The sequence below is a fragment of the Serratia sp. Res13-Sevr-LER1-36-b genome, assembly GCF_015673035.1.
GTDB classification, from domain to species: domain Bacteria; phylum Pseudomonadota; class Gammaproteobacteria; order Enterobacterales; family Enterobacteriaceae; genus Chania; species Chania fonticola_C.
On record NZ_JADACK010000044.1, the window covers coordinates 169,405 to 185,513 of the forward strand.

A 16,109-nucleotide genomic window follows, 5' to 3' on the forward strand; every position below is an offset into this window, starting at 1 on the left:
GGGCACCCGAAGGTGCCCTGATAAACCGGTTAACGCGGCCAGAGGTGTTGGATTAGCAACTGCACGTTACGGTTGCCACGGAACTCATTCACGTCCAGCTTATACGCCAGTTCCACTTCTTTGATGCTGCTGTCCGGCCACTGCGTGGTATCGATGTTGAAGGCGATGCCGTCCAGCAATGGGCCGCCACCGAGCGGTTCGATCATCAGCTTCAGGTGTTTTTCGCCCACCAGCCGCTGTTGCAGGATACGGAACTTGCCGTCAAAGGTTGGCTCAGGAAACGCCTGCCCCCACGGCCCGCCCTCACGTAGAAGTTCTGCGGTGGTCAGGGTCAGCTCTTGCATCATCAGTTCGCCGTCCGACCAGATCACGCCTTCCAGCATGGCGGGATCTAGCCATTCGCCGACCAGTTCGCCAAAACGCTGGCGAAACTCGTCAAACTTGGCCTCCTCCAACGACAAGCCCGCTGCCATCGCATGGCCGCCGAACTTCATCATCAGCCCAGGATTCAGGGTATCGAGCCGCTCCAACGCATCACGCATATGCAACCCGGCCACCGAGCGGCCAGAGCCTTTCAGAATGCCGTCGCCCGCAGGGGCAAAGGCGATCACCGGGCGATGGAAACGCTCTTTGATACGCGAAGCCAGAATGCCTACCACGCCCTGATGCCACTCCGGGTGATACATCGCCAACCCGTAAGGCAGCTCAGTGGTCGTGCGCTCCAGTTGATCGCAAAGCTCCAGCGCTTCCACCTGCATCCCCTGCTCAATCTCACGCCGGGTGTGGTTGAGCGCGTCGAGATCGTTGGCCAGCATACGCGCCTGGGCAATATCGTCGCTCAACAGCATGGCTACGCCGATCGACATATCGTCCAGCCGCCCTGCCGCGTTCAGCCGTGGCCCAAGGGCAAAACCGAGATCGCTAGCGGCCAATTGCCGCGCATCGCGGTTGGCCACCTCCAGCAAAGCGCGGATACCTGGCCGACACTTGCCAGCCCGGATGCGGTTCAGCCCCTGATACACCAGAATACGGTTGTTGGCATCCAACGGCACCACGTCTGCCACCGTGCCCAATGCCACCAGATCCAGTAATTCGGCCAAATTAGGCATAGCCAGCGCACGCTGTTCGAACCAGCCGCTGTCACGCAGCTTGGCCCGCAACGCCAACATCAGATAGAAGGCAACGCCAACACCAGCCAGGGATTTGGAGGGAAAATCACAGTCACGCAGGTTCGGGTTAACGATCGCCTCTGCCGCAGGCAAGGTATCCCCAGGCAGATGGTGATCGGTGACCAGCACCTGTATTCCCAAGCCGTGCGCAACGTCTACACCCGCATGAGAAGAGATGCCGTTATCGACCGTAACGATCAGCTCGGCACCCCGAGCCGCCGCCTGTTCCACCACTTCGGGGCTCAGGCCATAGCCATCTTCAAAACGGTTGGGCACCAGATATTCGATGGAGCTACAGCCCATGCTACGCAAGGCCAGCACCGTCAGTGCGGTACTGGTGGCACCATCTGCATCAAAGTCGCCCACCACCATGATGCGACGACCATCGGCCAGTGCCTGCTGCAATATCGCTACCGCAGCATCGATACCGCTTAACTGTTGCCAAGGCAACATGCCCTTGACGCTACGCTCCAGTTCCTGCTCGCCCTTAACTCCACGCAACGCGTATAAACGACGCAACAGGGGGGGCAGGCTGGCGGGTAAATGGCTGGCATCTGCCGCCTCGCGGCGGCGTAATTGGGTTTTAATACTCACCGTGACTTATTTCGTGGCTGCGGAGGCTGCATGCGCATCCAACATCGCGGCCATCTCTTTCGGCCCTTGGTAGCCAGGGACAACCATGCCGTTTTTCAGCACGATAGCCGGAGTACCGTTGATACCAAACTGTACGCCCAGTGCATAATGCTGGCTGATATCGGTTTTGCAGGTTGCCGGAGACACTGCGTCGCCCTTCATGGCGGCATCGAAGGCTTTAGCCCGGTCTGCGGTACACCAGATGGAACGCATATCTTTCTCTGCCTGAGATTCCAGGCCCTGACGCGGGAACGCCAGATAGCGTACGGTGATCCCCAGATCGTTGTACTCTTTCATCTGCTCGTGCAGCTTGTGGCAATAGCCACAGGTGATATCGGTAAACACGGTGATCACGTGTTTCTCTTTCGCCGCTTTGTAGACGATCATCTGATCTTTCAGCGCTTCCAGACGGGTCATCAACAGTTGATTAGTCACGTTGACCGGCTCACCGCCGCTGACGTCAAACAGCGGCCCTTGCAGCACGTGTTTGCCATCTTCCGTCACATACAGCGTGCCGCCTTCGGTCAATACGGTTTTCAAACCGGCGACCGGCGAGGGTTGCACGTCTGCCTGCTTAATGCCCAGGCTACCTAGTGCTTTCTGAATGGCTGCATCGTCAGCATGGGCCGCGCCGGTAACCGAGGCCACCAGCAGGGAGAGCAGCATTAAACCTTTTTTCATTCTTCCAATCCTTTCGATCCCTGCGCGTCAGGCGCGCGGGTGATGCTGTTGATGTAGCTGTTTCAATCTTTCAGTGGCTACATGAGTATAAATTTGTGTGGTTGAGAGGTCGCTATGCCCCAATAACATCTGTACGACACGAAGATCGGCCCCATGGTTCAGTAAATGGGTGGCGAAAGCATGGCGCAGCACATGCGGAGACAGCCGTTCGCTGTCGATACCCGCTAGGATCGCATAGTGTTTAATCCGATGCCAGAACGTCTGGCGGGTCATTTGCTGGCTGCGGTTGCTGGGAAACAGCACATCCAGCGTCTGGCCGTTCAGCATCCAGGGCCTGCCGTGTTCCAGATAATTTTCGATCCAGTACACCGCTTCTTCGCCCAACGGCACCAGGCGCTCTTTGTTGCCTTTACCGATCACCCGCACCACGCCCTGGCGCAGGCTGACATCGCTGATGGTCAACCCCACCAGCTCCGACACGCGCAAGCCGGTGGCATACAACACCTCGAGCATAGCCTTGTCACGCAGCTCCAACGGTTGATCGACGCAAGGCGCCTGTAGCAAGGCCTCAACCTGCGCTTCGCTCAGATCCTTGGGTAACCGCTGCGGTAATTTGGGCGAGGCCAGCAACGCGGTGGGGTCATCCGCCCGCATTTTTTCACGGTTGAGATATTGGAACAGGCGTCGCATCGCGCTTAACAACCTGGCTGAGCTGGTCGCTTTGTATCCTCCCTCTACCCGTTCGGCGAGAAAGGCCTGTAAGTCCAGAGCTTCGGCCTGTAAAAGGCTGCGGTTGTTGAGAGCCAGCCAACCGGCCAGCGCCTGTAAATCGAGCCGATAAGAGGCCAGCGTATTCTCTGCCAGATTGCGTTCGATCCACAACGCATCCAGGAATTGCTCAATCAGCGCACTGTCTTGCTGTTGCACGCGGTCCCCTCTTCATTATCTTCATACCCTATGGATTTCAAGCTGCAGCTTGAAAGACGACGGGTATATGCCACAGGCATTATGCCTTAAGGTATACTCGTTGCAATTCTACACACGGCATTATAAACGGTTTAAATATGAAGATTGGTCTGTTTTACGGCTCCAGCACCTGCTACACCGAGATGGCGGCAGAAAAAATCCGTGAGATTCTGGGTGAAGACCTGGTCGACCTGCACAACCTGAAAGACGTTTCTCCCAAGCTGATGGAAGACTATTCCATCCTGATCCTGGGTATTCCAACCTGGGATTTTGGTGAGCTGCAAGAGGATTGGGAAGCGATCTGGCCGCAACTGACTGAACTAGACCTGAAAGGCAAGATCGTCGCCATGTACGGGATGGGCGATCAGTTAGGTTATGGCGAATGGTTCCTGGATGCGCTGGGGATGTTGCACGACCAGCTTGCCCCGCAGGGCGTACAGTTTATCGGTTTCTGGCCGATTGACGGGTTTGAATTCACCAGCCCCAAACCGCTCAGCGCCGACGGCAAACACTTTGTTGGCCTGGCGCTGGATGAGGTGAACCAGTACGATCTGAGCGAAGAACGCCTGCAACAGTGGTGTGAACAGATCCTGCTGGAAATGGAACCGCTGCTGTAACGAAATTGGGCGCGATATCGCGCCCAACAAAGTCCTTATTTCCACAACCTGAAACGGCTCTCGCCATTACTGGCTGGCGTCTCAGCGGTTTCTGGCTCAGCAGCGTTGCCCTTCAAGCGAGCCGGGTCGGCCACCTGATACCAGTCCAGTTTACGCGTCAGCAGCATAATGCCTGCCAGCACCCCGAACAGCAGCACCGAACCTAAAACCAGCGCGTTATCTTCCGACTGCAACAGCATATACAGAATGCCATACAGCAGGAGCAGACTGGCGGCGAACAGCATGCCACGGCGCATCCCGCGCAGCACGGCGCTGAGGTAGAAGGCAATCAGTCCACTACAGGCCACGCTTGCCAGCAGGTAGGCCACGTCGAATCCCAGATGTTCCGAGAAAGCCAGCAGGATCAGGTAGAACAGCACCAGCGCCGCCCCCACCAGCAGATACTGGATCGGGTGTACCCGCAGCCCGGTCAGGGTTTCGAACAGGAAGAACGCCATAAACGTCAACCCCAGGAACAGCACCGCATACTTCACCGCTCGCTCGGTCAATTGATAGTGATCGACCGGTTCGATCAGGCTAGTCGTGAAGGTCGGCAGCTTTTCCTCTTCCATAATGCCGTTGTCATACATGAAGGCGCTATTAATGTTGTTGGCAAACCAGGTGCTGCGCCAGCGGGCAGAGAAGCCTTTATCGGTCACCTTGCGCTCATCCGGCAGGAAGTTGCCGAGGAAGTTCGGGTGCGGCCAGTTGCTTTGTAATAGCAACTCGGAACTGCGCCCTACCGGCACCAGGGACAAGCTGCTGGTCCCTGCCAGGTTCAGTGTGAAATCCGCCGTCAGCCCTTCTTTCTGCAACGAGGCCAGGGCCAGCGGTGCATGGATCCCCTGAGAAAGCCCGCTGACCAAAGTACCCGGTTCAAACTTGGCCTGCTGTTGAATGCCGTTGAGGGCAGAGATGCTTTTGATACCACGAGAATCGCTTAATGACAGCATCAGGAAGGGTTGGCCGACCGTAATGTTGCTATGCTGCAAATCCTCCAGATCGGGTTGGCCGAATTTCACCTGGAAATCCAGTGGCCCCTGATACACCTGAGTCTGGTAGATACCCAGCTTGCGGATCTCAACGTTGGGCCTGCCATTCACCACCAAGGATTCGGGCAAGACAAAGCGTTGATAGCGGCTGGTCTCTATCTTGATTTCACCTTTTTCGTTTTTCTTCTCTTCGCGCAAGGTGTACGGGATCACGATCACTGGCCCAAGAATACGCTGCGCCCGGCTGGTGCTTTCACTCACTTGCCCCACCACGCTCTGGCGATAGCCGCTGCGCTCCTGTACCACATCCATGAGCATGCCCACCGGGATCATCATTAGGATCATCAATCCCAGCAGGGTGGTTATTTTCCAAAACAGTACCGATTTAAACATCGTGGCAGACTCCTTGTAGGTAATGTCGCTACGATAAAGTCGGCAAGTGAAATCAGAATGTGGTTATGTGAAGAGAAGGTGAAGTGCGGAAAATAAGTTGTAATCAGAGAGGTAAAGTGAGAACGGCCTTCGCGCCGGTGGGTTGCAGGTTTTGCAAACGGATGGTGCCACGATGCAGGCGCGCCACTTCCTGCACGAAGTTCAGGCCCAGACCGCTGCTCTTGGGTTTATCTTCCCGCGCCAGGGAATAGAAGCGTTCAAACACTTTATCCAGCGCATAGTCGGGTATGCCGCTGCCAGTATCGCAAAGGGTGATTTGGTAATGATGCTCTAACCGCTCGCCATCAATGCTAACCGAGCCACCCACCGGGGTGAAATCCAGGGCATTATCCAGTAGGTTGCTCAGCGCCTGCCCAAGTAAAAACGCATCTCCAGTCAGCGATGCTTCCGCCAACGCCCCCAACTCAATCGTGACACCACGCTGCGCCGCCTGTGCTTCTTTACCCGCGACAATCTGCCGGATTAACGGCACCATCGCTACCGCAGCCAGTTCCAAACCGGGCCGGCTTTCTAACTGCGCCTGCACCAACAGCTTATCGACCAATTGCTGAATGCGGGCGCTCTGCTGTTCGATGTTGGTCAAAAAGCGTTTTGCCGTCGCCGGAGGCGGTGACTCCTGCAATAGTTCCGCCGCGCCACGGATCGCCGCCAGCGGGCTTTTCAGTTCATGAGTCAGGGTATGCACATACTGTTCAATGTAAGCCTTGCCTTCCAGCTTCATACGCATGCTTTCCAGCGCTTGCGCCAGTTGGGTAAGTTCAACGCTGCCCATGCGTGGTAACGGCACCGCCTCGCCGTGCGCCACTCCGTCGGCATAACTCACCAGGCGGTTGATCGAGCGATTAATCCACCAGACGAAGCCCAGCCCGATCGCCAGCGCAATCCCCAGCAACACAGCACCCGCCAGCAAAATACGCCGCTCACTGCGGCGGATCACCGGTGCCATGGTGCTGTTAGGCTTGCCGACGCTCAACACGCCGATAATCTGCCCTTGCTCCACTACCGGTGCGGCCACGTACATCACCGAACTGCTCTCATCATCGGCAATCGTCCGGGTACTACGCGCACCGTATTGGCCACGTAATGTCAGATAAACATCGTTCCAGCGGGAGTAATCCTGCCCCAGCGCCTGGCCTGATGAATCGAAAATCACCTTGCCGCGCCCATCGGTAAGATAGACGCGATATTCGTTACGATCTTTACGGATCCCGGCAATATTGGCCCCGATCGGCCGCTGATTTAGTTGGGCGATAGCCTGTGCCAACTGACCTTTTGCCGCATCCCCATGTCTCATATCCAGCCGCGCCACCTGTGCCAGCAAGTTGGCGGTATCCACCAGCGTGCCTTCAGTGGCACGCCGTACGCCAGGTTTGACCTCCTGCACGAAAATGCTCAGTACGAAATAGCCCGCCACCGCCACAATCAGGAAATAGCCCAACAGCAGGCGCAGGCCAATCCTCATGGCTGGCGGCTCACGCTATAGCCTAAGCCGCGATGGGTATGGATCGGGGGTTCTGCGGCGTCGATTGCCCGCAGTTTGGCCCGCAGCGTTTTGATATGGGTATCAACGGTACGATCCAGGCTCTCTTCCGCCTGTGCCCAAACGATGTCCATCAACTGCTGGCGGGAGAACACCCGGCCAGGCGCTTGCAACAGGGTTTTCAGCAACAAGAATTCATAGCGGGTCAGCGGCAACGGCTGTTGGTGGTAGCAGATCGTGGCCCCCTCTTCATCCAGGCTGAAGGCACCAAAATGATAAAGGGCAGGCTGTTGCAAGCGCTGCTGCTTGTGTAAACGCCGTAGGATCGTGCGCACGCGGGCGCTGACCTCACGCGGGGAAAAGGGCTTGGCGACATAGTCATCGGCACCGATTTCCAGCCCGATCAGGCGATCGAGCTCGCCGCTACGGGCAGTAAGAAACAGGATCGGTAAATCCGCCGCCTGCGCCAGCAGCCGACGGCAAAGCTCAAAACCGTTGATATCGGGCAGGCCGACGTCGAGGATCACCAACGCCGGTAAGCCCTGTTGCAAAGCCTGCAAAGCAGGCTCGCCACGTTCAAACCAACGCACCTGAAAGCCTTCGCTCTCCAGGGTATAAATCAGCGTATCCGCAATGCTGGGCTCGTCTTCTACCAGCCAAAGCAGCGGTTTCATTATACGTCCTCGTCGGTAGCGGATTGTTCAAACAACAACCGTTGACGCAGTTGGCGCCAATCCGCTTTGCTCATGGAATCCGAAGCCAACCACAGCCGATGGCGTTTCTTGCCATCGATCTGTTGAAGCGACAGCAAAATACCGAACCCAGGCATCCAGGGCTTGTTCACCATCAGCCATTCCTGGCCATGCCACTCAATCCGGCGTTCAGCCAGCAACCGCAGTTCTCCCTGCCTGGATGCAATGCGCTTTTGGCTGCGAATGCACTCAAACACCACCAACGTCAACAGCACTAACCAGATCGGGCCATAGCCTTCCGGCCACGGGGCGATCAGGATCAGCAAAATGAGCAGGCCGTGAGTCAGCAATGAGACTAACTGGGTACGCCAGGAAACGCGGACATCACATCGCCACTGGGCCACGGGCTTTATTTCGCATTTGGATCAGGGACACCATTCTCTGCAGATCTTGATCCTGCGGAGCGCCATGATTCATCAGCCAGTTGAACAAATCGGGGTCGTCACATTCGAGCAAGCGGATGAATACGGCCTTGTCTGCATCACTCAGCGTATCGTATTCATGTTCGAAAAACGGCATGATCGAGATATCCAACTCGCGCATGCCGCGGCGGCAGGCCCAGTGAATACGTGCTTTATTATTAATATCCATGTTGTTATGACTAACCTCTTTTCGGCATGGCTTGCCATGCTCTTGGGCAACCGACACTTGGTATGGCAACGCGCGCGCAATTTAATTCCGTCAGCCAACGATTTGGGTGCAATTGGGTCTCGTTGGCCGTAAGCGCCTAGAGTAACAATTTGACATACTCGCCGGGAAGGGCGTTCACCCAACAAAACGTAAAATGTCAAAAAAAGCGCTGCCTGGTAATAACTGTTTGCAAAGCCAGCCACCTCTTTTACCATGGTAGCAACCCCAACAGGTATGCTAAACATGCAGCAGGAACCGATTATGGCGTTCAATATTCCTTTTCCACCCCGTCAACCTTCCGCCTCTTCCTATTTGCCACTGACGCTGATCTCACTGGAAGATTGGGCCATGGTGCAGTTGAGCGGGCCAGACACGGTAAAATATCTTCAGGGCCAGGTAACGGCTGATATCGACAAACTGGCGGCCGATCAACACGTGCTGTGCGGCCATTGCGATGCCAAAGGCAAAATGTGGAGCAACCTGCGTTTATTCCACCGAGGTGAAGGCTTTGCCTATCTTGAGCGCCGCAGCGTGCTGGAAAGCCAACTGGCGGAAATAAAGAAATACGCGGTGTTCTCCAAAATCACCATCGCGGCAGACAGCAATGCGGTGCTGCTGGGCCTCGCTGGCCTTGAGGCGCGGGCCGCATTGGCGAAGGTGTTTAGCACCCTGCCGGATGCAGAACATCAAGTGGTGCAAGATGGCGATACCACCTTGCTGCACTTTGCGCTGCCAGCAGAACGTTTTGTGCTGATTACCACGGCAGAAACCGCCGCTCTGCTAGCTTCCAAGCTGGAAGGACAGGCTGAGCTGAACGACAGCCGCCAATGGCTGGCACTGGATATCGAGGCCGGTTATCCGGTGATTGATGCAGCAAACAGTGCGCAGTTGATCCCTCAGGCGACCAATCTTCAGGCGCTGGACGGGATCAGCTTCAGCAAAGGCTGCTACACCGGGCAGGAAATGGTGGCTCGCGCCAAGTTCCGAGGGGCCAACAAACGTGCCCTGTACTGGCTGGAAGGTAAAGGCAGCCAGGTTCCACAGGCGGGTGACGATCTGGAGTTGAAGCTGGGTGACAACTGGCGCCGCACCGGCAGCGTGCTGGCGGCAATCTCGCTGGCTGACGGAACGCTGTGGGTACAGGTGGTGATGAATAACGATCTGGAAGCGGACAGCGTGCTGCGCGTACGCGATGATGCCAGCAGTCAGCTCGCCATCAAGCCTCTGCCTTACTCACTGGCGGAAGAAAAGTAAGTGGTTTGGCCGCAGGCATCGCGCCTGCGGCCAGACGAGCTATTCGTCCAATTCCCCATCACGCGGCACCAGATAAATCAGCACCAGCAAAATAGTGACAAAGAAGCGGAAGGCATCGGGCACCCCGTTCCACTGTTTTGACATCCACATGCCAAACCACTCGCCCCCAACCGACATAAAGGCCACCTGCCAGGTGAGGAAGCCTAACGTCAACCCTGCGATGGCAAAAGTCTTGGCCCGGTTAAAGCTGGCCGCAGGCAATTTCAGGCCGCACAGCAGGCGGATCCCCCCAATCCAACACAAAATAGCGGTAAGGGTTTCCAACGCAATAATGCCGATATATCCCACCTGATGCAGCCATGGCGACTGAATGGAACGATAGGTGATAGTGGCATCAGGGAAGATCGTATCCATCATAAAAACATGGCGTACGAAAGCGAAGTTGGTGTCGTAATCGGTGATATTGCCAAAGGCCACCAGTGAGGCAAATAGCGCGATAGCGCAAACCAGCAGGGCTTTGGATAAACGAACGATCATAGTGAAGAGTCCTGGGTAATGATTAAAGGCACCGGAAGGTGCAAATACCCCATAGATCTCAAGATGCAGGTCAGCCAGCAGCAAGCGCAGCCAACCCCCTGCGACTTGAAAGCAAGAGGTTTGGCGGGCTCAGAAATAAAGCTAAGGCTTGCTGGATACCCGAAAGAAACAAGCGTCTCTTTTTAACCCAAAAGAAACGCTTTGGCAATATATCGACAACAGATGGGGGGTTATACGTAAAGGTAGATCGCCATGAAGTGGCACACACTGCCGCCGAGCACAAAACCGTGCCAGATCGCATGGCCAAAACGGAAGCGTTTCGAGGCGTAGAAAATCACCCCTAGCGTATACACCACGCCGCCCACCGCCAGTAAAGTGACTCCACCGACGTCCAGGCGCATTGCCAACTGGTAGATCACGATCAGCGACAACCAGCCCATGGTTAGATAGGTCACCAGCGACAGCACCTCGAAACGGTGTGCAAATGCCAGTTTGAAAATCACGCCGAACAGCGCCAGCCCCCAGATCACCACCATCAGCCCTCGTGCCAACGGTGAGTCCAGACCCACCAGCAGGAACGGCGTATAGGTTCCGGCGATCAGCAGGTAGATGGCGCAGTGGTCAAATTTTTTCAGCCAGTGCTTGGCTCCCTGATGTGGAATAGCATGATACAGCGTAGAAGCCAGGTACAGCAGGATCATACTGCCACCATACAGGCTATAACTGGTGATGGCCGTTACCCCAGCGCCGTCGTTTACCGCCTGAACCAACAGCAGCACCAGGCCGACAACCCCAAACACCAAACCGATACCGTGGCTGATGCTGTTGGCAATTTCCTCTGCCCATGGATAAGCCGTGGCGGGCAACTGGTCTGCCCCGACTTTCACTTCGTCCTTTTTCCCCATAACGCGCAACCCCTCAAAACAACGCATATTGTGCGAATTAACTGCAAATGAGATTAACTGAGAACGATTCCAGTGTACACGTGTACGCTAAAATAAAACTGTGTACGCTTGTAACACCACGCTAACATCGAAATCCTCAGCCCGCTGGGCTACAATCGATATGCTTTGCACCCTATGGATTTCAGTTACGGCTGGAAGACGGCGGGTACCCCATCATTCACCTCGAGGTTCGTACCATGTCATCCGCTGTACCCGCGTTAGACTTTGGCTCCATGACTCAAACCATCCAGTTTCTGATGGAAATCGACAAACTTAAAAGCGTGCAACGCCGTACCAAGGTGATGGGCACCCAACGTCAGGAAAATTCGGCCGAGCACAGTTGGCACTTTGCCATTGCGGCCTTGAGTCTGGCTCCTTATGCCAGCGATGAAGTGAATATTCAGCGCGTGATCCAGATGGCTCTGCTGCACGATATCGTCGAGATCGATGCCGGTGACGTCATGGTTTACGATCTGGCGGCACGGGCGGCGATCCACGATCAGGAAGTGGCGGCGGCAAAACGGCTGTTTGGGATATTGCCGGAACCTCAACGTGGCGTTTTCACCGCGCTGTGGCAGGAGTATGAAGCAGGCGAAAGCGCCGATGCCCGCTTTGCACTGGTGCTGGATCGCTGCATGCCAATGCTGATGAACCTGCACAACGGCGGTCAGAGCTGGGTAGAGAATGATATCAGCCTGCAACAGGTATTGGACCGAAATACGATGATTGCCGATATCCATCCCGAGCTGTGGCAATATTTGGAGCAGCATTTGCAGGATGCACAGCGTAAAGGCTGGCTGAAGTAATGCCCCTCACCCTAACCCTCTCCCACAGGGAGAGGGGACCGATCGAGTTGCTATCAGTTACAGAAACCTGCCCAACCAACCTCCTGAATCAGTTTCCTTTTGCACCGGGAAGCAGAGTGATCACGGCACCTGACCACCACACTTAACTGGCTCCCTCTCCCTGTGGGAGAGGGACCGATCGAGTTGCTATCAGTTACAGAAACCTGCCCAACCAACCTCCTGAATCAGTTTCCTTTGCACCGGGAAGCAGAGTGATCACGGCACCTGACTACCACACTGAACTGGCTCCCTCTCCCTGTGGGAGAGGGTCGGGGTGAGGGGACTCCGCGATTGCCGTACTTAACGTCCGCCAGCGGCTTCGATAAAACTGCCAGTGACATAGGACGCCGCATCGGAAAGCAGCCAGGCAACAGCTTGCGCCACTTCCTCTGGCTGACCACCTCGCTGCATTGGCAACGCAGACTTCACACGATCTACCCGCCCCGGCTCTCCTCCGCTGGCATGCATCTCGGTGTAAATACAACCTGGCCTAACACAGTTGACGCGTATCCCCTGTGCCGCCACTTCCAACGCCAGACCGGTAGTCAACGTATCCACCGCCCCTTTTGAGGCCGCATAGTCGATATATTCCCACGGAGCCCCAAGTCGCGACGCTGCGGAAGACACGTTGACGATCGATCCGCCCTGCCCACCATGCCGTAGCGCCATACGTTTTACCGCTTCGCGGCAGCAGAGAAAATACCCGGTGACGTTAGTCGTCAGCACCTTATTGATCCGCTCGGCGGTGAGTTGCTCAATGCTCGCCTGTTGGAACAAAATGCCTGCGTTATTGACCAGAGCACTGATTGGCCCCAACGTGGCTTCCAGTTCGGCAAACATCGCCACCACCTCTGCTTCCTCGGCGATATCTGCCTGCAGAGCCAGTGCCTTGCCACCCTGTTGGTGGATCTTCGCCACCACTAACTCAGCAGCAGCACTATCACGCAGATAATTGACACCCACCGCATAGCCCTGCTGAGCTAGCAATAACGCCGTCGCACGGCCTATGCCCCGGCTGGCACCGGTCACTAACACTACTTTTGTCATTACGGTTCCTTGCTGTTGAGATCAGAAATAATAGCGGGTACTCACGAGGGCAAGCCAGACAACTGCTGCTCAAAGATAGGTTAATCAGTGAACAGCAATCGCTGCGGTGCTGCAATAAAAAAGGGACACGGCATCATGCAGTGTCCCTCGATCATCGTTTTGGCAGATGGTGTTATTCGTAGTCGCTCATCGGTACGCAAGAGCAGAACAGGTTACGATCGCCGTAGACATCATCCAGGCGCTTCACGCTCGGCCAGTATTTGTTCTCACGCACACCCGCTATCGGGAACACTGCCAGCTCGCGGCTGTAAGCATGCTGCCAGTCGTTAACCAGTTCCGCCTGCACGTGCGGTGCGTTGACCAATGGGTTGTCTTCCAGTGGCCATTCGCCTTGCTGCACGCGGTCAATCTCGCTGCGGATTGCCAGCATCGCATCAATAAAGCGATCCAGCTCCACCTTGTTTTCCGACTCGGTTGGTTCAACCATCAGCGTGCCTGCCACCGGGAACGACATGGTCGGCGCATGGAAACCGTAGTCGATCAGGCGCTTGGCGATATCCATCTCGCTAATGCCAGTCTCTTCTTTCAGCGGGCGGATATCCAGAATACATTCGTGCGCCACGCGGTGATCGCGGCCGGTATACAGCACCGGATAAGCGTCTTTCAGGCGGGTTGCGATGTAGTTGGCATTAAGGATCGCCACCTGGCTGGCCTGCTTCAGCCCTTCCGCGCCCATCATGCGGATATACATCCAGCTGATCGGCAAGATAGAGGCGCTGCCAAACGGTGCGGCAGAAACCGCGCCCTGCTGGGTGGTGACGCCATCAATCTGTACTACGCTGTGGCCTGGAACGAACGGTGCCAGGTGAGACTTCACGCCGATAGGTCCCATGCCTGGGCCGCCACCGCCGTGAGGAATACAGAAGGTTTTATGCAGGTTGAGGTGCGATACGTCCGCGCCGATATAGCCCGGTGTGGTGATCCCCACCTGCGCATTCATGTTGGCGCCGTCAAGGTAAACCTGGCCGCCAAACTGATGCACGATCTGGCACACTTCGCGGATGGTTTCTTCATACACGCCATGGGTTGACGGGTAGGTCACCATGATGCAGGACAGGGCTTCCCCGGCCTGCTCGGCTTTCACCCGCAGATCGTGCAGATCGATGTTGCCGTTCTTGTCACAGGCCACGACCACCACGCCCATGCCCGCCATCTGGGCAGAAGCCGGGTTGGTACCGTGCGCCGAGCTTGGGATCAGGCAGATATTACGCCCTGCCTCATTGCGGCTTTCATGATAGCGGCGGATCGCCAGCAGACCGGCATATTCACCTTGAGCGCCCGAGTTAGGCTGCATGCACACCGCATCGTAACCGGTCAGTTGCACCAACCATTGAGAAAATTGCCCAATCATCACTTGATAACCTGCGGCCTGCTCTGGTGGGCAGAACGGGTGCAGTTCAGAGAATTCAGGCCAGGTGATCGGGATCATTTCCGCAGCGGCGTTCAGCTTCATGGTGCAGGAACCCAGCGGGATCATCGCCTGATTCAGCGCCAGATCTTTACGCTCCAAACGATGCATATAGCGCATCATCTCGGTTTCGCTGTGATAGCGGTTAAACACCGGATGCGTGAGGATCGGATCTTTACGCAGCATGGCCGCCGGGATCGACTGGCTGTGTTTGCTCACGGCTGCATCCAGCGCATCAATATCCAAACCGTGGTTATCGCCTGCCAACAGGGCAAACAGCGTCTGCACATCTTCACGGGAAGTGGCTTCATCCAGCGTGATGCCAACTGCCCCGTGGATATCGGTACGCAGGTTGATGCCAAAGCCCAGCGCGCGTTCCAGCACCGCCGCCTTGTCTTTCACTTCCACGGTCAGCGTGTCGAACCAGGTTTGATGGCGCAGTGTCAGACCCGCTTGTTGCAGGCCCGCGGCCAGAATATCGGTCAGGCGATGGATACGCCCGGCGATACGTTGCAGGCCTTGTGGACCATGGTACACCGCATACAGACTGGCGATATTGGCCAGCAGCACCTGCGAGGTACAGATATTCGAGTTGGCCTTTTCACGGCGGATATGTTGCTCACGGGTTTGCATCGCCATACGCAGCGCAGTATTGCCGGCAGCATCGCGGGACACCCCGATAATACGGCCAGGCATCGAGCGTTTGAATTCGTCACGGCAGGCGAAGAACGCCGCGTGTGGGCCACCGTAGCCCATTGGTACGCCAAAGCGTTGTGCAGAACCGAATACCACGTCGGCCCCTTGCTTGCCCGGTGCCGTCAGCAGCACCAGCGCCATAATATCGGCTGCCATGCTGGTGATGATTTTGCGCGTTTTCAGTTCTGCCAACAGGGCGCTGTAATCGTGCAGCTCACCGGTGGTGCCAACCTGTTGCAGCAGTACGCCAAACACGCCTTGCAGCTCCAACACCTTTGCCGGTTTGTCGACGATCACGTCAAAGCCAAAGGTTTCGGCACGGGTACGCACAACGTCCAGCGTTTGTGGGTGCACATCATCAGCCACAAAGAAGCGGTTGGCGTCTTTCAGTTTGCTGGCACGTTTGGCCAACGCCATCGCTTCTGCGGCAGCGGTAGCTTCATCCAGTAAGGAGGCAGAGGCCAGATCCAGCCCGGTCAGATCGAGAGTCAGCGTCTGGAAGTTGAGCAGCGCCTCAAGGCGGCCTTGCGACACTTCCGGCTGATAAGGGGTATAAGCGGTATACCAGCCTGGGTTTTCCAGCATGTTGCGCAGGATCACCGGCGGCGTCAGCACCGCGCTGTAACCCATACCGATATAGGATTTGTAGCGCTGATTCTGTGAGGCAATCGCCTTCAGTTCGGCCAGCGCCTGATGTTCCGTGGCCGCATCGCCTACCGGCGGAGGCCCTGGCAATTGGATATCGGCTGGCACAATCTGCTGGATCAGCGCGCTGAGCGAGCGAGCGCCCACGGCTTCCAGCATCTGCTGCTGTTGCTCTGCGGAAGAGCCGATGTGGCGCTCGATGAACGCTTCGCTGTGTTCAAGTTGGCTGAGTGTCTGAGTCATTGCTACAAATTCCTGAAT

15 protein-coding genes are annotated in these 16,109 nt (G+C 56.3%); 3 read left to right on the forward strand and 12 right to left on the reverse strand.

Annotated elements, in window-relative coordinates; genetic code table 11:
* Positions 1-29: 29 nt before the first annotated feature.
* The 3 genes from recJ to xerD are packed head-to-tail and all read right to left on the reverse strand — an operon-like array spanning position 30 to position 3,410.
* Positions 30-1,763: a single-stranded-DNA-specific exonuclease RecJ gene (gene recJ / locus IMQ33_RS24610; protein WP_065684478.1), complete on the reverse strand. Its 1,734-nt coding sequence runs from the start codon at positions 1,761-1,763 to the stop codon at positions 30-32.
* A 6-nt stretch (positions 1,764-1,769) separates the two neighbouring features.
* Entirely contained in the window at positions 1,770-2,483 is a 714-nt protein-coding gene (gene dsbC, locus IMQ33_RS24615; RefSeq protein ID WP_024530768.1) for a bifunctional protein-disulfide isomerase/oxidoreductase DsbC, read from the reverse strand.
* Positions 2,484-2,510: 27 nt separating this feature from the next.
* Positions 2,511-3,410, reverse strand: a complete 900-nt coding sequence (gene xerD, locus IMQ33_RS24620) for a site-specific tyrosine recombinase XerD (RefSeq protein WP_021179811.1) — start codon at positions 3,408-3,410, stop codon at positions 2,511-2,513.
* 137 nt (positions 3,411-3,547) lie between these two features.
* Between xerD and fldB the strand changes: the two genes are divergently transcribed.
* On the forward strand, positions 3,548-4,066 hold the full coding sequence (gene fldB, locus IMQ33_RS24625; protein ID WP_021179810.1) for a flavodoxin FldB: 519 nt from the start codon (positions 3,548-3,550) through the stop codon (positions 4,064-4,066).
* Positions 4,067-4,101: 35 nt separating this feature from the next.
* Here fldB and creD read toward each other — a convergent pair whose 3' ends face one another.
* The 5 genes from creD to sdhE form a co-directional block, all read right to left on the reverse strand.
* On the reverse strand, positions 4,102-5,490 hold the full coding sequence (gene creD / locus IMQ33_RS24630; RefSeq protein WP_065684479.1) for a cell envelope integrity protein CreD: 1,389 nt from the start codon (positions 5,488-5,490) through the stop codon (positions 4,102-4,104).
* A gap of 103 nt (positions 5,491-5,593) precedes the next feature.
* Positions 5,594-7,012, reverse strand: coding sequence for a two-component system sensor histidine kinase CreC (gene creC, locus IMQ33_RS24635; RefSeq protein ID WP_065684480.1), 1,419 nt, complete (start codon positions 7,010-7,012; stop codon positions 5,594-5,596).
* Positions 7,009-7,704, reverse strand: a complete 696-nt coding sequence (gene creB, locus IMQ33_RS24640) for a two-component system response regulator CreB (protein WP_065684481.1) — start codon at positions 7,702-7,704, stop codon at positions 7,009-7,011. The genes creC and creB overlap by 4 nt, the downstream gene beginning before the upstream one ends.
* Entirely contained in the window at positions 7,704-8,126 is a 423-nt protein-coding gene (locus tag IMQ33_RS24645; RefSeq protein ID WP_065684482.1) for a protein YgfX, read from the reverse strand. The genes creB and IMQ33_RS24645 overlap by 1 nt, the downstream gene beginning before the upstream one ends.
* The gene (gene sdhE, locus IMQ33_RS24650) at positions 8,107-8,373 is read right to left on the reverse strand and encodes an FAD assembly factor SdhE (RefSeq protein WP_021179805.1); all 267 of its coding nucleotides are present in this window, start codon (positions 8,371-8,373) and stop codon (positions 8,107-8,109) included. Before sdhE ends, IMQ33_RS24645 begins: the two co-directional genes overlap by 20 nt.
* Before the next feature lie 300 nt (positions 8,374-8,673).
* Here sdhE and ygfZ point away from each other — a divergent pair, with 300 nt between their 5' ends.
* The gene (gene ygfZ / locus IMQ33_RS24655; protein ID WP_196062851.1) at positions 8,674-9,666 is read left to right on the forward strand and encodes a tRNA-modifying protein YgfZ; all 993 of its coding nucleotides are present in this window, start codon (positions 8,674-8,676) and stop codon (positions 9,664-9,666) included.
* A 39-nt stretch (positions 9,667-9,705) separates the two neighbouring features.
* Here the strand turns inward: ygfZ and IMQ33_RS24660 are convergent, their stop codons facing one another.
* Together IMQ33_RS24660 and IMQ33_RS24665 are read right to left on the reverse strand one after the other, a co-directional pair.
* A complete protein-coding gene (locus tag IMQ33_RS24660) occupies positions 9,706-10,203 on the reverse strand; it encodes a DUF2165 family protein (RefSeq protein ID WP_021179803.1) in 498 nt (165 codons plus the stop codon).
* A 230-nt stretch (positions 10,204-10,433) separates the two neighbouring features.
* Complete coding sequence (locus IMQ33_RS24665) at positions 10,434-11,108, reverse strand: hemolysin III family protein (RefSeq protein ID WP_065684483.1); 675 nt, start codon at positions 11,106-11,108, stop codon at positions 10,434-10,436.
* A gap of 236 nt (positions 11,109-11,344) precedes the next feature.
* On the opposite strand from IMQ33_RS24665, the gene IMQ33_RS24670 reads away from it, so the two are divergent.
* Positions 11,345-11,953, forward strand: a complete 609-nt coding sequence (locus IMQ33_RS24670; RefSeq protein ID WP_065684484.1) for an HD family hydrolase — start codon at positions 11,345-11,347, stop codon at positions 11,951-11,953.
* Between the two features lie 339 nt (positions 11,954-12,292).
* Here IMQ33_RS24670 and IMQ33_RS24675 read toward each other — a convergent pair whose 3' ends face one another.
* Together IMQ33_RS24675 and gcvP are read right to left on the reverse strand one after the other, a co-directional pair.
* The gene (locus IMQ33_RS24675) at positions 12,293-13,039 is read right to left on the reverse strand and encodes an SDR family oxidoreductase (RefSeq protein ID WP_196062839.1); all 747 of its coding nucleotides are present in this window, start codon (positions 13,037-13,039) and stop codon (positions 12,293-12,295) included.
* A 172-nt stretch (positions 13,040-13,211) separates the two neighbouring features.
* Positions 13,212-16,091: an aminomethyl-transferring glycine dehydrogenase gene (gene gcvP / locus IMQ33_RS24680; protein WP_196062840.1), complete on the reverse strand. Its 2,880-nt coding sequence runs from the start codon at positions 16,089-16,091 to the stop codon at positions 13,212-13,214.
* Positions 16,092-16,109: the final 18 nt, after the last annotated feature.